This is a genomic window from Halobacillus locisalis, from assembly GCF_013694105.1.
Taxonomy (GTDB): domain Bacteria; phylum Bacillota; class Bacilli; order Bacillales; family Halobacillaceae; genus Halobacillus; species Halobacillus locisalis.
Genome location: NZ_JACEFG010000002.1, coordinates 374,359 through 391,739, shown reverse-complemented (window position 1 = coordinate 391,739; position 17,381 = coordinate 374,359). Strand labels below are relative to the sequence as shown.

The 17,381-nt window shown below is 45.2% G+C and carries 14 protein-coding genes; 4 read left to right on the top strand and 10 right to left on the bottom strand.

The window, feature by feature from the left end; translation table 11 throughout:
* Positions 1-53: 53 nt before the first annotated feature.
* Positions 54-1,094: an ATP synthase beta subunit C-terminal domain-containing protein gene (locus tag H0266_RS09180; RefSeq protein WP_181472104.1), complete on the bottom strand. Its 1,041-nt coding sequence runs from the start codon at positions 1,092-1,094 to the stop codon at positions 54-56.
* Positions 1,095-1,265: 171 nt separating this feature from the next.
* Here H0266_RS09180 and H0266_RS09175 point away from each other — a divergent pair, with 171 nt between their 5' ends.
* Together H0266_RS09175 and nagZ are read left to right on the top strand one after the other, a co-directional pair.
* Entirely contained in the window at positions 1,266-2,018 is a 753-nt protein-coding gene (locus H0266_RS09175; RefSeq protein ID WP_181472103.1) for an alpha/beta hydrolase, read from the top strand.
* Positions 2,019-2,079: 61 nt separating this feature from the next.
* Complete coding sequence (gene nagZ / locus H0266_RS09170; protein WP_246363846.1) at positions 2,080-3,345, top strand: beta-N-acetylhexosaminidase; 1,266 nt, start codon at positions 2,080-2,082, stop codon at positions 3,343-3,345.
* 13 nt (positions 3,346-3,358) lie between these two features.
* On the opposite strand, the gene H0266_RS09165 is transcribed toward nagZ, so the two are convergent.
* Together H0266_RS09165 and H0266_RS09160 are read right to left on the bottom strand one after the other, a co-directional pair.
* Positions 3,359-4,759: an amidase gene (locus tag H0266_RS09165; RefSeq protein ID WP_181472102.1), complete on the bottom strand. Its 1,401-nt coding sequence runs from the start codon at positions 4,757-4,759 to the stop codon at positions 3,359-3,361.
* Between the two features lie 558 nt (positions 4,760-5,317).
* Positions 5,318-6,514: a sensor domain-containing diguanylate cyclase gene (locus H0266_RS09160; protein WP_181472101.1), complete on the bottom strand. Its 1,197-nt coding sequence runs from the start codon at positions 6,512-6,514 to the stop codon at positions 5,318-5,320.
* A gap of 230 nt (positions 6,515-6,744) precedes the next feature.
* On the opposite strand from H0266_RS09160, the gene H0266_RS09155 reads away from it, so the two are divergent.
* The gene (locus H0266_RS09155) at positions 6,745-7,347 is read left to right on the top strand and encodes a hypothetical protein (RefSeq protein ID WP_181472100.1); all 603 of its coding nucleotides are present in this window, start codon (positions 6,745-6,747) and stop codon (positions 7,345-7,347) included.
* Positions 7,348-7,380: 33 nt separating this feature from the next.
* Here H0266_RS09155 and H0266_RS09150 read toward each other — a convergent pair whose 3' ends face one another.
* The 3 genes from H0266_RS09150 to H0266_RS09140 all read right to left on the bottom strand — a co-directional run bounded on the left by H0266_RS09150 (position 7,381) and on the right by H0266_RS09140 (position 9,848).
* Positions 7,381-8,070, bottom strand: coding sequence for a CAP domain-containing protein (locus H0266_RS09150; protein ID WP_181472099.1), 690 nt, complete (start codon positions 8,068-8,070; stop codon positions 7,381-7,383).
* Positions 8,071-8,104: 34 nt separating this feature from the next.
* On the bottom strand, positions 8,105-9,244 hold the full coding sequence (locus H0266_RS09145; RefSeq protein ID WP_246363844.1) for a DEAD/DEAH box helicase: 1,140 nt from the start codon (positions 9,242-9,244) through the stop codon (positions 8,105-8,107).
* 163 nt (positions 9,245-9,407) lie between these two features.
* Positions 9,408-9,848: an SRPBCC family protein gene (locus tag H0266_RS09140; protein ID WP_181472098.1), complete on the bottom strand. Its 441-nt coding sequence runs from the start codon at positions 9,846-9,848 to the stop codon at positions 9,408-9,410.
* A 134-nt stretch (positions 9,849-9,982) separates the two neighbouring features.
* On the opposite strand from H0266_RS09140, the gene H0266_RS09135 reads away from it, so the two are divergent.
* Positions 9,983-11,383 carry a Na+/H+ antiporter NhaC family protein gene (locus tag H0266_RS09135; protein ID WP_181472097.1) on the top strand — a complete coding sequence of 467 codons (1,401 nt, stop codon included), beginning with the start codon at positions 9,983-9,985 and terminating at the stop codon, positions 11,381-11,383.
* 268 nt (positions 11,384-11,651) lie between these two features.
* On the opposite strand, the gene H0266_RS09130 is transcribed toward H0266_RS09135, so the two are convergent.
* The 4 genes from H0266_RS09130 to H0266_RS09115 form a co-directional block, all read right to left on the bottom strand.
* The gene (locus tag H0266_RS09130) at positions 11,652-12,140 is read right to left on the bottom strand and encodes a GyrI-like domain-containing protein (RefSeq protein ID WP_181472096.1); all 489 of its coding nucleotides are present in this window, start codon (positions 12,138-12,140) and stop codon (positions 11,652-11,654) included.
* 175 nt (positions 12,141-12,315) lie between these two features.
* Complete coding sequence (gene argF, locus H0266_RS09125) at positions 12,316-13,269, bottom strand: ornithine carbamoyltransferase (RefSeq protein WP_181472095.1); 954 nt, start codon at positions 13,267-13,269, stop codon at positions 12,316-12,318.
* Complete coding sequence (carB, locus tag H0266_RS09120; RefSeq protein WP_181472094.1) at positions 13,266-16,286, bottom strand: carbamoyl-phosphate synthase (glutamine-hydrolyzing) large subunit; 3,021 nt, start codon at positions 16,284-16,286, stop codon at positions 13,266-13,268. The genes argF and carB overlap by 4 nt, the downstream gene beginning before the upstream one ends.
* Positions 16,279-17,343: a carbamoyl phosphate synthase small subunit gene (locus H0266_RS09115; protein WP_181472093.1), complete on the bottom strand. Its 1,065-nt coding sequence runs from the start codon at positions 17,341-17,343 to the stop codon at positions 16,279-16,281. Before H0266_RS09115 ends, carB begins: the two co-directional genes overlap by 8 nt.
* Between the last annotated feature and the right edge of the window lie 38 nt (positions 17,344-17,381).

Genomic DNA, 17,381 nt, shown 5'->3' with positions numbered 1-17,381 from the left:
AGACTTTTTCAAATCAAAAAAGCGCCTAGTTACATCTAGACGCTTTGATTATATTAAGTTAGCCGGCCAATTGATGTTAGTTCATCTACCGAACGGTGATCGATGGCTCCATCAAGGATCTTCCTCACGTCTTCGAGCATCTCATTTAACGGAACGTTCTCCCCTTTTTGTCCCGTAAAATGCTCGGCAACGAAAAATGGTTGGGTAAGGTATGCTTCTAATCGTTCTCCCCTTTTATACAATCGTTGATCCGCTTCCGGTAGAGTGTCCACTCCATTAATACGAACGATTGAGCGCAATTCCCGGTACCTTCTCAATTGACGTTTCGCTTTTTGTTGAATGGTAAAGTGATGTTGTTCAAGGTTGGACCCTTCCAGCACGGATGAGGTGGAATACAAAGGGTGGATGGCTGGGTACAGGCGACGTGCAGCTAAATCACTATCAAACTGCCATACCGTCTCTAAAGGACCAAACGGAAACTCTTCGTCGACAGCTTCTCCTTTAAAGTCAATTAAGAAAGTCGTGACAGAGGTGAGAGAGGCCCATTTTTCTTGCAAGCGCATCGTATTTCCGTTCTGAACGTGAGAACGGTCCGCCACAAAGATAACATCATGGTCGACACCGATGGACTGAACAGCTTGATCCGCTTCATCAATATCCTCATACACATGATCCAACCCTTCTGTAATGTCGTTTACTTCTGGGTGGTCTCCTTCCGGTAATAACACGACAACCGTATATCCCTCACTTTTTAACCGGTGAAAAATTTCAGCTAGTACAACCAGTTGCCCCATACCAGGACGTGCAACTAACCCCGCTGTACCTCCTTTGGCTAATGGTGCAAATAAATCCAGTGTCTTGATTCCAGTTTCAATCATCTCATACCTCTCCCCTCGAACGATTAATTCATCCAAACTACAATCAGCTAGATTGGCTAAGGCTACTAGTGTACGAACTTCCGTGCGCGCAATTGAAATTTTACCTGTACATAAATTAGAGACGGTTGCCGGTCTTAAACCTACAGACTTAGCGGCCTTCGTCAATTGAGGAACACGCTTCCTCAGTAAAGACACATTCAAGTGAATAGATTCCATCATTTACCTCCTTTGTTACTCTTTATAGTAATTCTATATACGGTTAAAAGCAATTTTTATTTTTGTTAAAAAGTAATTTTTTTACTCTAAAGCGTAATTAGAGTGGTCATTCGAACCATAAGAACCTACATGATAGAATGGAGATAGCAAATAACGGGGGAGTCGGGAAAAATGAACCAAATCTCTTTTATGAATGATAGCGGAATCACTCTTCGGGGGGTTCTTCAACCAGCTAGTCCTGACAAACTAGTCATCATGTGCCACGGTTTTCGAGGAAACCGCTCCTCTAGAGGACGCTTCGATCGCCTTGCCACCACTTTTCAAAATCTCGGTTTCTCCGTTCTTCGATTTGATTTCGGGGGATGTGGAGATAGTGATGACCGCCCTCTTACACTCGCCGGGGAAACAGAAGACGTACGAGCCGCACTAACATATGCCAGCAGGCTAGGGTACGATCAAATCGCCCTGTATGGCCACAGTTTGGGGGCACGCGTGAGTCTAGAAGCCTTCGACCCAACCCTTGTCAAAACCATGATTTTGACTGGTGCCGGGACAGGTCCTGTGTCTTATGATTGGTCGGAAGAATTCACCCAGGAGCAGTTAAGAGAGTTACAACAGACCGGTGCATTCACTCACCCCGTCACCGATCCTTACCGAACGAAAATCGTGATTACACGACAGATGCTTGCAGACTTTGAGCAATTCAATCAGAAAACTCTTCTATCACAAGTGACTTGTCCTACTCTCATCGTTCATGGAACAGAAGGAGAAGAAGCGACGTTAATGCCACTGACCAAACAAGGGATGAGATGGCTACCCAAAGGATCCAGGCTTGAAATCATTGATGGAGCGCCTCATGATTTCTTGGATTATATGGATGATATAGAGCAACTGACATCAGCTTGGCTATGCGAACATTTTTAGCGTAGCGTTTGGAAAACTCGCACATACTAACATGACTTTTTTTTATAAATGGAGGCATTTGATGAAGTGGAAGCAGGTAACCCTCACCCTTGTTGGTCTGACAGCCGGAATGGGCTTGATCTTCAGTTTAGTCTGGAACAGCCAAGTGAACACGAGTCCATCAACCGCCTCAAAGGTTGCTACAGCAAGCCCAACGAAAATCGATTCAGCTAAAGAAACGCTCCCCGCTTATCAGACAGCCGCAAAGAAAACGTTGGCGTCGATGAGCGAAGAGGACAAACTGGCTCAACTTCTATTCGTTGGTGTGGAAGGAACCACATTGAGTGAAACGGAACGCAATATGATCGAATCAGGGCATGTCGGAGGCGTTGTGCTGCTTGGACGTAATGTGAAAAATGCGAATCAATTAAACCTTCTCGTGTCTTCGATTAAAGAAGCAAACCAATCTCCCGTCCCTTTATTCATTGGAATAGATGAAGAGGGTGGCCGAGTGAGCCGCATTCCTTCTTCTCTATCGAACCTCCCCTCTAGCGAACGTATCGGGGAACTTAACGATAAGGAGATTTCGGAACAAGTCGGCTCTGTATTAGCTCGAAAAGTAAAACACTTCGGCATCAATATGAACTTCGCGCCCGTACTCGACATCAACAACAACCCAGCCAATGAAGTCATTGGAGACCGATCTTTCGGTCAAACACCTGCTAAAGTGGGGAACCTCGGCGTTGCCACAATGCAAGGTATTGAATCTGAAGGTATCGTACCGGTCATCAAGCATTTCCCAGGCCACGGAGATACATCGGTCGACTCTCATTACAAGCTTCCTGTCATTGATAAAACCGTACAACAGCTAGAATCGTTTGAATGGAAGCCTTTCAAACAGGCGATTGCAGCAGGAGCTGACGTGATCATGACCGCTCATATTTTGTTCCCAGCACTTGATGATCAATATCCGGCTACATTTTCTGAAAAAATCATTCAAGGGGTGCTTCGTGAGCAACTCAACTATGACGGGCTTGTCATCACAGACGACATGGCGATGGGCGCCATTGCCAATGATTACGGAACAACCGAAGCAGCTGTCCGTTCTGTTCAAGCAGGTGCTGATATGGTGATGCTCACGGATACTCGGAACGGAAACTTCCAGAACGTCCATACAGCCTTAAAACAGGCGGTCGAGCAAGAGACGGTTTCTCTAGAACAAGTGAATGAAAGCGTCGAGCGTATTTTACAAACCAAACAAAAATATGAGCTCAACTCCCCTCAGGAACAAGTGAAGGAAGATGAGCTCAACGAAGATATTTCACAAATATGGGAACAGATCCAATAGAGTGGCGCAACTGTCACTCTATTTCTTTGTATTTCGGCCACCAAGGTTTCGCTCGCTCCAGCTGAGCTGCTAACTTGAACAATGTCGCTTCATCACCAAATCGACCAGTGAAATGAGAGCCGATTGGCAGGTTTTCCTCCGTCCAATAAAGAGGCACGCTCATAGCCGGTTGACCAGTGACATTGGCAATAGGAGAAAGGTGAGCATATTTGGCTGAGACAGCCAGGATTTCATCAATCGTATTTTTCTCGCCGTCATAACAACCTAGTGGTAGAGCTTTTTTCATCGTAACCGGATGAAGCAGTACATCATACGTTTCGAAAAACTGGTGAATCTTGAGACTTTCTGACGCTAAGAAATTACGCGCCTCTTCATATTCCATCGCGGAGTAGCCTCGTCCTTTTTCCACTAGGGTAGATAGCATAGTCTCGACATTTGCTGTGGTGACTTCTTGACCATTCAGGCTTGCCGCTTCTTGAACCGCAAGCGCTCCGCCGACAACCCAAACTGTCACAAATGCATCCATATAGCGGTGGATATCAAAATCAGGAAAGGCAACCGTCACGTTGTGCCCCAAGGATTCCAATAATTCAGCCGTCTCTTCAATCGCTTTTTGCACATCAGGATCAATGTCCATCAATTCACCAAAATCAGCCAAGTACCCGATGTTCAACGTCTCCACTTCTTCTTTCACCACTTCAGCAAACGGTTTGCCTTTTGTTGGTGTTGCATAGAAATCCCCCAGTTGAGGACCTTCTAAAACATCCAGCAACCACGCGCTATCTCTGACCGAGCGTGTGATCGCGTGACTGGCCGCAAAACTATTGAGTCGCATAGAAAACGGTGTTCGACCACGAGTCGGCTTCATTCCGAAGACGCCACAATTTGACGCTGGGATTCGAATCGACCCACCTCCATCGCTACCATGAGCAAATGGGACCATCCCCGATGCAACCGCTGCAGCCGCTCCCCCACTTGACCCACCTGGAGAATAATGCGGATTCCACGGATTCTTCGTATAGCCCAAGTAGTTCGATTCAGTAGCCGGAGTGAAGCCGAACTCTGGTGTATTGCTTTTGCCTAAAATGGTGAGCCCCGCTTCTTTATAGCGCTTAACAATGACATCATCCGCTGAAGCCTTGAACCCTTCCATGATCTTTGAGCCGAATGAAAGGGGATAACCTTCCATCGCATTCAAGTCTTTGATTAGAAAAGGAAGCCCCGATAAAGGCGAATCTTTGTCCACAACCGCTGCTTCTTCATAGGTTTTATGTACAACGGCATTCAAATCAGGATTCTTGCGATCGATAACGGATTGGTAGTGAGCGATGACGTCTTCCGCTTGTAGCTCTCCACAATCTATTTTTTCTTTAATAGTCGTCCCGTCCCACTGATGTATTTCCTTGATTTCCATGATCCACGTCCTTTCTTGGTATCTACTGTAAACTATACCAAAAAGACGTTCCATTCAGAAAGATGGACGTTCCGCATGATTTCGAGGTGCTTAGGGTTCGTTACTACATGAAGAGCAGGGGTGGTTTTGAAACAACTCGCTTTCCTGCGGGGGAACCGGCAAGCCTCCTCGGTCGTTTACACGACCTGTGGGGTCACGCCTGAGTCCTTCTCCCGCGGGAGTCTCGCTGTTTCAAAACCACCCCTATCGACGAGAAGAAGATCGATCCCAACGTGATTGATGCCTCTAAACTACTGAATAAGTTAATCTGATGTTGCCGTTTTTTATATAAAAGCAAGAAGGGGCGGGAAATGGTGAGAGTCCTGTGGGATGTACATGATAGGTGAGATTCCGCAAGTCGAAGCCTGAGAAAGCTCAGCACATGCCTGCGGAAAGCGAGTCATTTCCCACCACATCCTTCTATTACTTACGTAGAGGACCTAGTAGTTCCAAGCAGAAAATAGAAGAAGAGCAAGGTGGCATGGGAGCCTGCCTTGCTCTTCTGTAGTTGTGTATGAACTAGACGTGTTTATAAACTTCTACACACTTCCGGCCGTTGTTTTTCGCTTCATATAAGGCCTGGTCTGCTTTGGTGAGAAGACCCTCTCTCGTTGTTCCATGATCGGGGTAAATCGAAATGCCGATTGATACACTGATGTGCAATTCCTTTTCATCGATTACGATTGGTTGTGTAACCCGTTCAATCATTCTTTCAGCAACTTGCTCAGGGTCTGAGGAGGACTGTAAATTCGTCAGCAACACCACAAACTCGTCTCCCCCGAGCCTTGAGAACGTATCGGTATCACGAAGCATCTGCTTCACTCGCTTCGTGAATATGACAAGAACATCGTCTCCCACCTGGTGCCCGTACTGATCATTGATATCTTTAAAGTTATCCAGGTCAATGAACAGAAGGGAAAGGATCGACTCATTTTCGTCTACTTCCTCTAATTCCACTTGCAGCTGGTTAAAGAAGTATCTACGGTTCGATACTTGCGTCAGCTGATCATAGTAGGCCATCTCTTCTAATCGGGATTGCTTTCTTCGCCGTTCACTGATGTTGCGGCAAAGCGTTTGAACAGCAGGTGCACCATTAAACTCCACCCTCGATCCTGACATTTCGATTTCGATTGATCGTCCATCTATTCTCTTAATCGTTCTTTCAAGCAATACTGATCCAGGTTCTCCACCTAACACCTTATTGAGTCGGTTGCGTATATCAACCCTTGGCTCATTTTGAATAAAAGTACTAACATCTCTCCCTAGAAGCTCTGAAAGATGATTTGCGCCCAATAACTCCACACCAGAATGATTAGCATAAATAAGGTGATTATGACAATCATGAACTATAATAGAATTCGGGGATTCTTCCACCATCGATTTATAGTTATTCTCTACACTTTCTTTCTTCCACTCTAAAATATAAGAATTCGTAGAGGGAATCGATTGAACAGTCACTCGTTCCGCACGAGAAAAACCCTCCCCAGAACCTGCGAGTTTAAGAGAGCGAGCCAACACTCCCACTTCCTCTTTTGTATGAACAGCCTCGATCGTTTTCCCAATACACTCTCCAAACGATTTCCTCATCTCTTCATTCATATATGTGTACGTGTATAAATCATTGTTCTGTTCGATGACGGCTATCGCTACATTCATTGAATGCAGCCATTGTTCAAGAAAAGAGGTATGGTTTAATAATTGGGCAATCCCTTGCATCGTTTCGCCACTTCTTTCTTTGTTAAACTTTTATGTATTCCGACTTGTACAATCCACACAATTATATCACTTCATAATCCATTTAACCTATAAAATAAACTTAATTTTATAAATTAAATGATTCTTTACATAAACAATGGGCGTCGATGATAAAAACTCAAAAAATGAAGAGCGTTTATTTTCTTTCTGTGGGGGAAATTTAAAACAAAGAATATAGGAGATGATCATAGGTGTCTGTACAAAAAATCATAGGAGGTTTCTCCTGTTGTATGCTTTCTGCGTTCCTTCTTTTATATCTCGCTGGATATGCCACAATGGAAACCGTTACGAGAAGCGCCATTGCATTCTTTATTGCTCCGTTATTGATTTTGCATGCCAACCACCGGCACCTATGGTTTCGAAAAAGCTATCGATGGATCGTCCACACCAGCCAACTCATCATTCCAAGCGCCGCTCTATTCTTTATCGGTACACTTGTCAGCTACGAAGTTTCTTTGATGATACCGTATGGATTCTTCGCCCATCTTTGTTTTCTTAGTATTTGCTCCCTTATTTACTGGGCACCGCTACTTCTACATTGTTCGTTTACGAAGACAAAAACTCACATGAATCGATTTGCCTATTTCACGCTTACTTCTATATTATTCTTCATTTACCATCAAATTACCTTTTATTTTTACCAGGCTAAACCAACCCTCGGTTTTATGATCAGCGGGCTACTAGCCATGCTATTAACCCTTCTTTATATGATGGTGACTTGGTCAAAGTCGGAGTCCCATACAGACCGGATATCCGTCAAAGGTTACGTTCATCCAATCAAAGAAAACAAATAAAACGGCCTCCCTATTCAGGAAGACCGTTTGGGATTAGCGAGGCGTCATGAAAAGCTGTGTCCAGTATGTTCGATACGAACCACCTTCTACATACCCCACTCCTATATGCGTGAATTGCTCATTCAGTATATTTTTACGGTGCCCTTCACTATTCATCCATCCCTCTACTACTTCCTCAGGTGTCCGTTGTCCAGCGGCAATGTTCTCCCCAGCTGCACGATAAGTGAAATCAAATTCATTCATCATGTCAAACGGCGAACCATATGTCGGAGAGGTATGGCTGAAGTAGTTTTTGTCAGCCATATCTTGAGATTTCACCTCGGCTAAATCACTCAATCGTTTGTGGGGTTGTAAAGGAGACAGTTCCCTGCTCGTACGCTCCACATTTACAAGTTCAACCACCCGGCTTTCATACTCCGAAACCTGAGCGTCACTTTCCTCTTTCGCATCATCAAGTGATGGAATTTCTGCAGGCGTCCCCTGTTCATTTTCCAGCTCATTAAACTGTTCAAGTGCTTGGAGGAAATCTTTGATTTGCATGAAGAGCTCATCAAACTCTTGAGAAAGGTCTTGATTTTTGATCCAAGATGATACATTTTGAGCCGCATTCTCAACGGATCCTATGGTCTCAGCATTGATTTTCCAACCATTCACAGGAGAAGTGGGACCAGCAAAAGATAACAACAACAAGACAGCAACGAAAACGACAATCCATTTTTTCATTATCTTTGCCACTCCTTATCACGACCGATTCGACCTATTTAGCGTCGACCAGTTTTCCTTTGAAGACCTCTTTCTTCACAAGCGGGATGTCCAGGTCACGTGCGTACTTCTTCAAACGCTTTTCTTCTACAGGATTGACTAAAGAGACTACGACGCCATCTTCAGCACCGATCCTAGCCGTTCGGCCTGATCGGTGGATGTAGGAAGACAACTCTTTCGGTACATCCAAGTTCACAATATACGTGATATCTAGAATATCAAGCCCGCGAGCAGCGACATCAGTGGCTAATAGCAGGTCGTATTCGCCTGTTCGGAATTCTCTTATCGCTTTCGCCCGTTGCTCTTTCTTTGCATCACTATGAAGCAGCCCTAAATCTAGGTTGCGATACGTGAGCTTCTCTGCAAATACATTCAGCTTAGCGATATCCTGCATAAAGGCAAGTCCTTTGAACCCGTTCATATGAGCAAGCTTTCTCAGCACATCTACTTTCTCTCGATCTGCGCAAGTCACATACACGTGATCAACATTCGGTTTCTTCGCTTCTGTTTCGATTTGAATCACTTCTGCTTCTTCGTCCATGAAATCTTGAGCTACTTCAATCACTTCTTCTGGCAGAGTAGCTGAGAATAGCAGCACTTGGCGGTCTTCTTGCTGCATCGCCTTCAGAATGCTTTCTACCGTAGGCATATGCTCAGGCACAAGCAGTTGGTCAGCTTCGTCCATTACGATCGTTTTAATTTCATGCGCTTTTACTTTTTTCTGGTTCATCAGTTCGTGAATACGGCCTGGTGTCCCGACAATGACGGCAGGCTTCTTCTTCAACTTATCAATCTGGCGCTTAATGTTCGCTCCGCCAATCAAAGGGGTACTGACAATGCCGCTTCCTTTCGTCCACTCTTGTACTTCTTGGTGAATTTGCATAACTAGTTCATGAGAAGAAGCTAAGATCATGACTTGGGTGCGCTTCACATTCGGGTCGACTTTCTCTAGAAGCGGTAAGAGATACGCGAGCGTTTTCCCACTGCCTGTAGGGGCTTCAGCCAACACGTCTTCTCCGTTATGAATAAACGGGATGGCTTTTTCTTGTACCGTTGTCCATGACTCGAATCCTGATGCTTTCCATGCGTCTTCGATAAACGAAGGCCATTGTGGGAATCCTTCTTTATTCATCATCTATTCTTCATCCTTTTTTATATAGTTAGTATTCCTTTTCTTACCCAATCTAAATCATTATGACTAGTTGATCTAACGTTTCGATCATTTCACATGAATGAAAAAAAGACCTCTATCAGAAGAGGCCTTAAATAATCCATAGCTTATTACTATTATAGCACCATTAATTCATGGATTCGATATAGTTTTTCAAATGCTTCAAATGGTCCTGATCTTCCTTTTTAATAATTTTTTTAATAAGAGGCTGTGCCAACTTGTTTCTTAACCCCTCGGTGAATAGATCCCCTTTAAAGTCGACACGTGTCCCCTCTGTCGTCTGGGTAAATGTGTAATGATAACGCAAATCAAGACCTTGTTGAACACTTCTGACAGAATAGGATTTATCTTTTTCGAAATCAGTCACGACGATTTTTGATGACACTTTACGTCCACGTATTTCTCTCGTTTCTTTAAACTCATAGCCTTCTCGTACAGGCCCTTCTGTCAGCAGCTCAACGCCTACGACCGCATCCATGATTTCAGGACTGTTCGAAAAATCGGTTGCCGCTTGAAACACATCTTCAATCGGTTTCTTGATCATAATGCTTTTTTCTAAAAAGGACATGGTTCTCCCCCCTAATCATTATCTCTTCTGTATTATTCGCTATTATTCCCTGAATTCCTTGTTTACAAAGTGATGAATAAATTGAATCGCCTATTCACAACCTATATGAAGTGTAACAGAAAGGGGGCTTTCTCGTGGAATGGTTATCAGTGATTCCCTTTGTCGTCGTCATTATTGTAGCAATCTGGACGAAGCAGGTCATTCCGAGTCTTTTATTGGCGGTCATTGTATCGGGATATTTGGTCGACCCTCATTGGCTAGGTGGAATGATGACTGCTTTTTCTTTTATTTATGAAGGGTTGATGGACGAAAACAACTTGAAGATCATCGTGTTCCTTTATGCTTTCTCTGCTTTAATCGGAATTGTAAAAATGTCTGGTGGAATTAAAGGGTTTGTACAAGCTGCGACGGAACGCATTGATCATAAGCGCGGGGCTTTCATCCTCACTTGGCTCTCCTCGGTCGGAACCTTCAGCGCTCCTAGTTTCCGCATCGTCACCATCGGACCTGTCATGAAAGCGATGAGAAAAAAGATTCCTATGACAAAACAAGAGCTAGGGTTCGTTATTGAAACGACCGCCTCTCCTCTCGTCGTGCTTATTCCTGTGGCTACAGCTTTTGTCGGCTATATGACATCCGTCATTGACCTGTCGTTGAAGCAGGCCAACACGAGTGGGGATTCGTATTCCTTGTATATTCAAAGCATCCCCTTCAATTTCTTTGCTTTTTCTATGTTGGTCATCGGCTTTTATCTCAGCTTTTTTCACCGCAATAAAAAGCCAGCTACAGATGTTCAAGAAGACCAACCTGATCAAGAAGATGATCAGTGGGAGGATTGCCACCCAGCGGTCACTAAAGACTTACCCGCTAAACCTTGGCGGCTGATCATTCCCTTAGCCAGCGTCATCGTGCTCACATTCTTCCTTATGTATCAAGTAGGGGTGCAAAACGGGGAAGAAGGCTTCCAAGCTCTGATCAACCCTAATGTACTTGATGCGATGGTACTCGGCGTCATGTTGACGCTGATCGGCTTTGTCATCTATTTAACGATCATGAAAGAACCGTTGAAAAAGACAATGGATGCTTTAATTGTTGGTGGTAATGAGATGATGGGCGTCATTCTCCTTCTAGCGACTGTGTGGGGATTGAGTAAGGGGTCGGAGGCATTGGAATTTGCGACAACGATCTCCTCCTCCTTTGATTGGGTACCTCCTGGATTTGTCGCTGTCGTCATTTTCGTGGTCGGCTGTGCCCTATCTTATTTCATAGGGTCTTCCTGGGGAACTTGGGGTATTCTGATGCCTGTCGGTGTATCGATTGCAACGGTGGCCGGGAGCTCGTTACCCATCGTCATCGGCGCTGTCTTTGCAAGTGGTACGTTCGGTGCTTTTTCCTCTCCGCTCAGTGATGATACGAATACGACGGCCGGGATTTTGAATTTGAATGCGGTCCAGTATGCAAAATTCAAGCTGAAACCGGCCCTGATCGCCGCCGGTATAGCTGCAGCACTCTACTTCGGCATATCTTTTTTATAAATATAGCGTGGGTGTCCGGAAAAGCGTGGCCTTTGTCCGAATAGTCCGAGCAGTTGTCCGATATCGTGCATCATTTGTCCGAATCGGAAGTGAATGTCCGAAATAGTAAGTCTCTTGTCCGGATTAACCGAATAGTTGTCCGATATCGTGCACCTCTCGTCCGAATTGCTCGGATAAATGTCCGGAATAGTATCTTCCTTTTTGAGCATGAGCGAAACGTAAACAAAGAAAAACGTCCGGGAGAGAGTCCGGACGTTTTTCTGTAGCATCATTTCTTAATCGGTAAATACAGCGTATATTTCGTGTTCGCGCCTGTGTAAGGGTGGTACACCTCGAATCCGAACCCTTCAATCAGCTCATATCCTTTCTCCTGAATCCACTCGAATAAGTAAGGATAGGGATTGAAATCATGGACATCGGGATCATAATCCAACACGGCATAGTCGTGGGATGGGATCGTTTTCGTAATCATATCGGGCGGGACCTTCTCATAGCTATCCACTTCAACAGCAGCCATCCAATAAAACGTGTCGGTTTCTTCATTCCAGTTGGGAGGATCGACGAACATTCCGATCGAACGAGGGGAATGAATCCGATTCTTCACCTTATGAAGCTTGGATGTATGAAATTTCTCCATCAGCCTTGGAATCTTCACATGCCTCTCATCCATCATCGTTTGGCAGTACGTACCGACGACTTTGAAGTTCGATTTCTTGACGACCTCCGGTTGGACAGCCGTTGAGATTTGTTCACTCATGTAAGGGCCACTCCTTTATTATTTGTTCAGCTCTCCCTAACCATTTCCACACCAATTGACAGATCCCTTGTCTTTTTTACTCCTTCGACAAAATAAGAAGGCGTTCGATATTCTTTTTCAGAGCAAGCATCCCTACTATCCTACTTCACGCTCCCTAACGTTTATGCTACTTTTTTTAACGGTACCCGATCAAAGCCTGTAATACCGCCTTCTGGACATGCATACGATTTTCCGCTTGCTGGAAAACAGCTGAATGAGGACCGTCTATGACTTCCGCTGTCACCTCTTCTTCTCTATGAGCGGGAAGGCAATGGAGAAACAGGACGTCCTGCTTTGCTTTTTCCAAAAGAGATTGATTGACTTGGTATCCTTGGAAATCCTTCATTCTCGTCTCTTGTTCCTCTTCTTGCCCCATGGATGCCCATACATCTGTGTAAATGACATCCGCTCCTGAAACGGCTTCTTCAGGATCGTGGGAAATCGTTACAGACCCTTGATACTTCTCAGCAACAGCTTGCGACTGGGCAACGACATCTGAATCTGGTTCATAGCCTTCTGGCGTCACGACGACGACTTCCATCCCCATCATCGCACTCAAAATCATCAAAGAGTGCGCGACGTTATTTCCATCGCCGATGTAGACGACCTTGAGTCCACATAGACGCCCCTTCCACTCAAGCATCGTGAAAATATCGGCTAACGCCTGGCAGGGGTGATACACATCGCACAGTCCATTAATGACGGGTATGGTTGCATGTTCGGCTAACTCCTCTAACTTCTGGTGGGATGTCGTACGATACATGATGGCATCCACATAGCCTGAAAGCACTTTGGCTGTATCCGCTAATGATTCTCCTCGACCGACTTGAATGTCGTCTGTATTCAAATACAACGCATGTCCGCCCATTTGCACCATGCCGACTTCGAATGAGACACGTGTACGCGTTGAAGATTTTTCGAAAATCATCCCAAGAGTCTTGCCGCTCAACACTTTAGAATGGGGGTTCTCTTTCACATATTGGGCTTGAGCTAACAGTTCCGAAACTTCGGCTTGGGAATAATCCAGCCAATGAAGTAAGTTACGTCCTTTGAAGTTTGTGGTCGATGCCATTTGTTCCATCAAATTCATATACTTTGCACTCCTTGGTTCATTTTCGGTAACGCAATCGGCTCTGTGTTTTTGTAAGGGAATGAATCAACATAAGCCTTGAATGTAGAAGGTTCGCTAAATACAGATATTCCATATTTTAAAGCCTGAATTCTTCTTCCTTTTGCGACTTCCCCTGACTTGTCATTTACGTAGACAGCGGCTTCTTTCGTTTGAACCCATTCATCAAATGACAGGGAAGTGGCCAGTGACTCATCTACATCATCAGAGTCGATGAAGCAAGCTTCCGGTTCTTGACGTAGGTCTGGCAGATGAGAGAATACTTTCGCCAAAGCCTCACCTACAGAGTGCCCTAAGCACATGCCTTCTCCCGTAGATTTCATATTCGCACCTAGGATATGGTCAAGTTCCGGCATCGCATGAGAAGAAAACAATGGATATTTCACGGCGACATAAGGCATCTCGACAAATGGAATCTGCTTTACATCTTGGCTATCCGCCATCACGCGAACCGCTAGATCGACCAATGAATGACCGGATACTTTACTGACAATCGGCACGGTACGACTGGCACGAGGGTTCACTTCAAGGACAAATACCTCTTCCTCCTGCCACAAAAATTGAATATTCATGATTCCTTTATACGTAAAGTACTCGACGATTTGTTGACTATAGTGCCTTACCTTTTCTTTAATCGCTTGCGGTAATGAAGCTGGAAAGACGGACATGCTATCACCTGAGTGAACACCGGCCGGCTCGATATGTTCCATCATCCCTGGAATGAACACATCTTTTCCATCACCGACAAGGTCGATTTCGATTTCTTTTCCAACGACAAATGGATCCAGAATAACCGGGTAATGACGTTTATTCGTCTTAGCAAGGGCTTCCTTCAACTCTTGTTTATTTTGGACTTTCATTATGCCCTGTCCGCCAATTACATAGGACGGACGACAAAGTAAAGGGTACTCATACTGATCTGCAACTTGAAGGGCTTCCTGCTGGCTGTAACACGTCTGTCCTGCGACACGCGGAACTTGAAGCTGATCGAGCGCTTCATAAAAACGGTCACGATCTTCTAAAGCGTCCAGCACATCTGTACTTACTCCCGCAACCGGTAGACCAGCATGCTCCAAGTCTTCCGCTAAATTGATGGCCGTCTGACCACCAAAGGCCGTAAAGACGAGATCTACACTTTCATGCTCCACAATACCGGCTATGACTTCTGTAGTAATCGGTTCGAAATAAAGGCGATCAGCCGTCTCATAATCCGTACTCACCGTTTCAGGGTTATTATTCAGCATAATCGTCGTCCAACCGAGCGCTTTCAAGCTATCGATTGCTTTGACAGCACTATAATCAAACTCCACACCCTGCCCGATCCGAATCGGCCCTGATCCAATGATGAGCGCTTTCTTCTCGGCTTGCAGTGGTTCAATCTCATTCACGCCTGCATACGTGCGGTAGACATAATTCGTTTGTGCTTCAAACTCGGCAGCACACGTATCAACCATCTTGTAGCTCGGCACAATATGGGAACGTTCCCTTAATCCACGCACTTCTGCTTCAGATGCTTTCGTATGCTGGGCAATTTGCTGATCAGAGAATCCAAACCATTTCGCCGTTTTTAACAATGAATGAGGCAAGCTGGAAATTGTATGCGCCTGCAACTTGGATTCGAGGTCGACCATTTGCTTTAGAGATTGCAAGAAAAAGCGATCGATCTGCGTTTTTTCATGAATCCAATCGACCGAAGCCTGCAGTCTCATCGCTTGTAAAATGGCAAAGAACCTCAGGTCAGTGGGAGCCGTCATTTCTTTTTCGATATCTTCTATAAAAGGAACGGCTGTATCAATCGACTGGATCGCTTTTTGGAAAGCGGCTTCCAGCGTACGATCGATCGCCATCACTTCGCCTGTTGCTTTCATTTTTGTCCCGAGTGTACGGTCCGCTTCTGGGAATTTATCAAATGGCCAACGCGGGAATTTGACGACAACGTAATCGAGTGCTGGTTCGAAACTGGCATAGGTATCTCCCGTCAACGGATTTATCAATTCATCAAGCGGATAACCGAGCGCGATTTTTGTTGCCATCTTGGCGATCGGGTAACCGGTTGCCTTAGAAGCTAATGCAGATGAACGACTGACTCGCGGATTCACTTCAATGACATAGTAATCTTTGCTATAAGGATCCAGCGCAAATTGCACGTTACAGCCACCAATCACATCCAGTGCAGAAACGATGGTGCACGCAGCCGTTCGCAGCATTTGATACTCTGTGTCTGTCAGTGTTTGAGACGGAGCGACCACGATCGAGTCCCCTGTATGTACTCCCACAGGATCAAAGTTCTCCATGTTGCAAACAGAAATACACGTTCCATTTTGGTCACGCATGATTTCGTACTCCACTTCTTTAAAACCGGCAATGCTTTTCTCCATGATGACTTGTTGAATCGGACTCGCTTTAAGCCCATTTTCAATCAGTTCTTTAAGACTTTCCGGATCGCTCGCAATTCCGCCACCACGTCCCCCTAACGTATAAGCAGGACGACTAATGACTGGAAACCCTACCTTAGTGGCAAATTCGATGGCTTCCTCTACTTTAGAAACCACCTGACTTTCGGAGATCGGTTGACCGAGCGACTCCATCAATTCACGGAATAATTCACGGTCTTCCCCTTGTTGAATCGAGGCGACACTCGTACCCAGTAATTCTACTTGGTAACGCTCCAACACGCCTTCTTTCTCTAATTCGACGGCTAAGTTCAGAGCGGTTTGACCGCCTAGACCGGCAAGGAGCGCATCCGGCTTTTCTTTCTCGATTATGGCGATGATGCTTTGAACGGTTAAAGGTTCACAATAGACGGCATCAGCAATGGTGTAATCGGTCATGATCGTCGCAGGGTTCGGATTAACGAGAACCGCCTTGTAACCTTCCTCTCGAACCGCCAAACACCCTTGTGTACCAGAATAATCGAACTCAGCCGCTTGCCCGATGACAATCGGACCGGACCCAATGACGAGCACCGTCTTAGACATAAACCTTCTCTCCTTTCTTATTACGTACTATCGTTAAAAATTCATCAAACAACCATTCTGCATCCGCTGGTCCCGGGTGTGCTTCAGGATGAAACTGGACAGATAAAACCGGCTTATCCTTATGTGTCAAACCTTCCACGGAACCATCATTCACGTTATAGAAACGCGTTTCAAGCGGCGTCTGTTCAAGACTTGTCTCGTCAACGACATAACTGTGATTTTGCGAAGACATGAACACTTTTCCCGTCTGCCTATCTTTCACCGGATGGTTCGCCCCACGATGACCGAACGGCAGTTTCTTCGTGTTTGCCCCGAAAGCGAGCGCAATCACTTGATGCCCCATGCAAATTCCGAAAGTCGGACTCGACTCGATTTGTTTTTTCAGTTCTGGAAGTAAAGAGAGCGAATCTTTCGGGTCCCCAGGTCCATTCGATAACACAACCCCATCAAACGATTGCTTCGACACTTGGTCTACCTTGGTAAAAGGAACGACCGTCACTTTCATCCCTCGTGCAATCAAGGAACTGACAATCGATTTCTTCCAACCGAAGTCTATAAGTAAAATATGCATAGACCCTTCACCGAACGTTGCGATCTGCTCAGACTGCGTCTCAAAGATCTGCTTCTTATCACTCGTTTGCAAAACGCCTGTTTTCTGTTGTGTAAGCAGTGCTTGCTTTGAACCGTCCGTTCGAATCGTCTTGGTGATTTGTCTTGTGTCCACTCCCGTCAAAAACGGAACCCCGTTTTTCTCTAAATACGCACCGAGTGAACTTGTCGATTCATAATGAGAGGCCGCATCGGCACAATGGAACATCACGACGCCACTCACTTGGATATTACTACTCTCTGAATCTCTTTCATTCACTCCGTAATTCCCGATCAGCGGATACGTGAACACGACAATTTGATCTTTATAGGAAGGATCCGTCAATACTTCTTGGTATCCTGTCATCCCTGTAAAAAAGACAATTTCACCTTGTGCCGGAGTTTTCCACTGTTCGGAAGCTTCTCCTTCGAACCATTGACCATCTTGTAATAAAAGATAACCTTTCACTCTACCACCACCTCAATGTTTGAATAATTATAATATAT

What these genes read in the sequence shown, in the direction of transcription:
- H0266_RS09130 (WP_181472096.1), bottom strand. Translation starts at nt 12,140, where the DNA reads ATGAGTGAACAAATCTCAACGGCTGTCCAACCGGAGGTCGTCAAGAAA.
- H0266_RS09165 (WP_181472102.1), bottom strand. Translation starts at nt 4,759, where the DNA reads ATGGAAATCAAGGAAATACATCAGTGGGACGGGACGACTATTAAAGAA.
- H0266_RS09145 (WP_246363844.1), bottom strand. Translation starts at nt 9,244, where the DNA reads ATGATGAATAAAGAAGGATTCCCACAATGGCCTTCGTTTATCGAAGAC.
- carB (WP_181472094.1), bottom strand. Translation starts at nt 16,286, where the DNA reads ATGTCTAAGACGGTGCTCGTCATTGGGTCCGGTCCGATTGTCATCGGG.
- H0266_RS09150 (WP_181472099.1), bottom strand. Translation starts at nt 8,070, where the DNA reads ATGAAAAAATGGATTGTCGTTTTCGTTGCTGTCTTGTTGTTGTTATCT.
- H0266_RS09140 (WP_181472098.1), bottom strand. Translation starts at nt 9,848, where the DNA reads ATGTCCTTTTTAGAAAAAAGCATTATGATCAAGAAACCGATTGAAGAT.
- H0266_RS09160 (WP_181472101.1), bottom strand. Translation starts at nt 6,514, where the DNA reads ATGCAAGGGATTGCCCAATTATTAAACCATACCTCTTTTCTTGAACAA.
- argF (WP_181472095.1), bottom strand. Translation starts at nt 13,269, where the DNA reads ATGAATTTGATGGAACAAATGGCATCGACCACAAACTTCAAAGGACGT.
- H0266_RS09175 (WP_181472103.1), top strand. Translation starts at nt 1,266, where the DNA reads ATGAACCAAATCTCTTTTATGAATGATAGCGGAATCACTCTTCGGGGG.
- H0266_RS09180 (WP_181472104.1), bottom strand. Translation starts at nt 1,094, where the DNA reads ATGGAATCTATTCACTTGAATGTGTCTTTACTGAGGAAGCGTGTTCCT.
- nagZ (WP_246363846.1), top strand. Translation starts at nt 2,080, where the DNA reads ATGAAGTGGAAGCAGGTAACCCTCACCCTTGTTGGTCTGACAGCCGGA.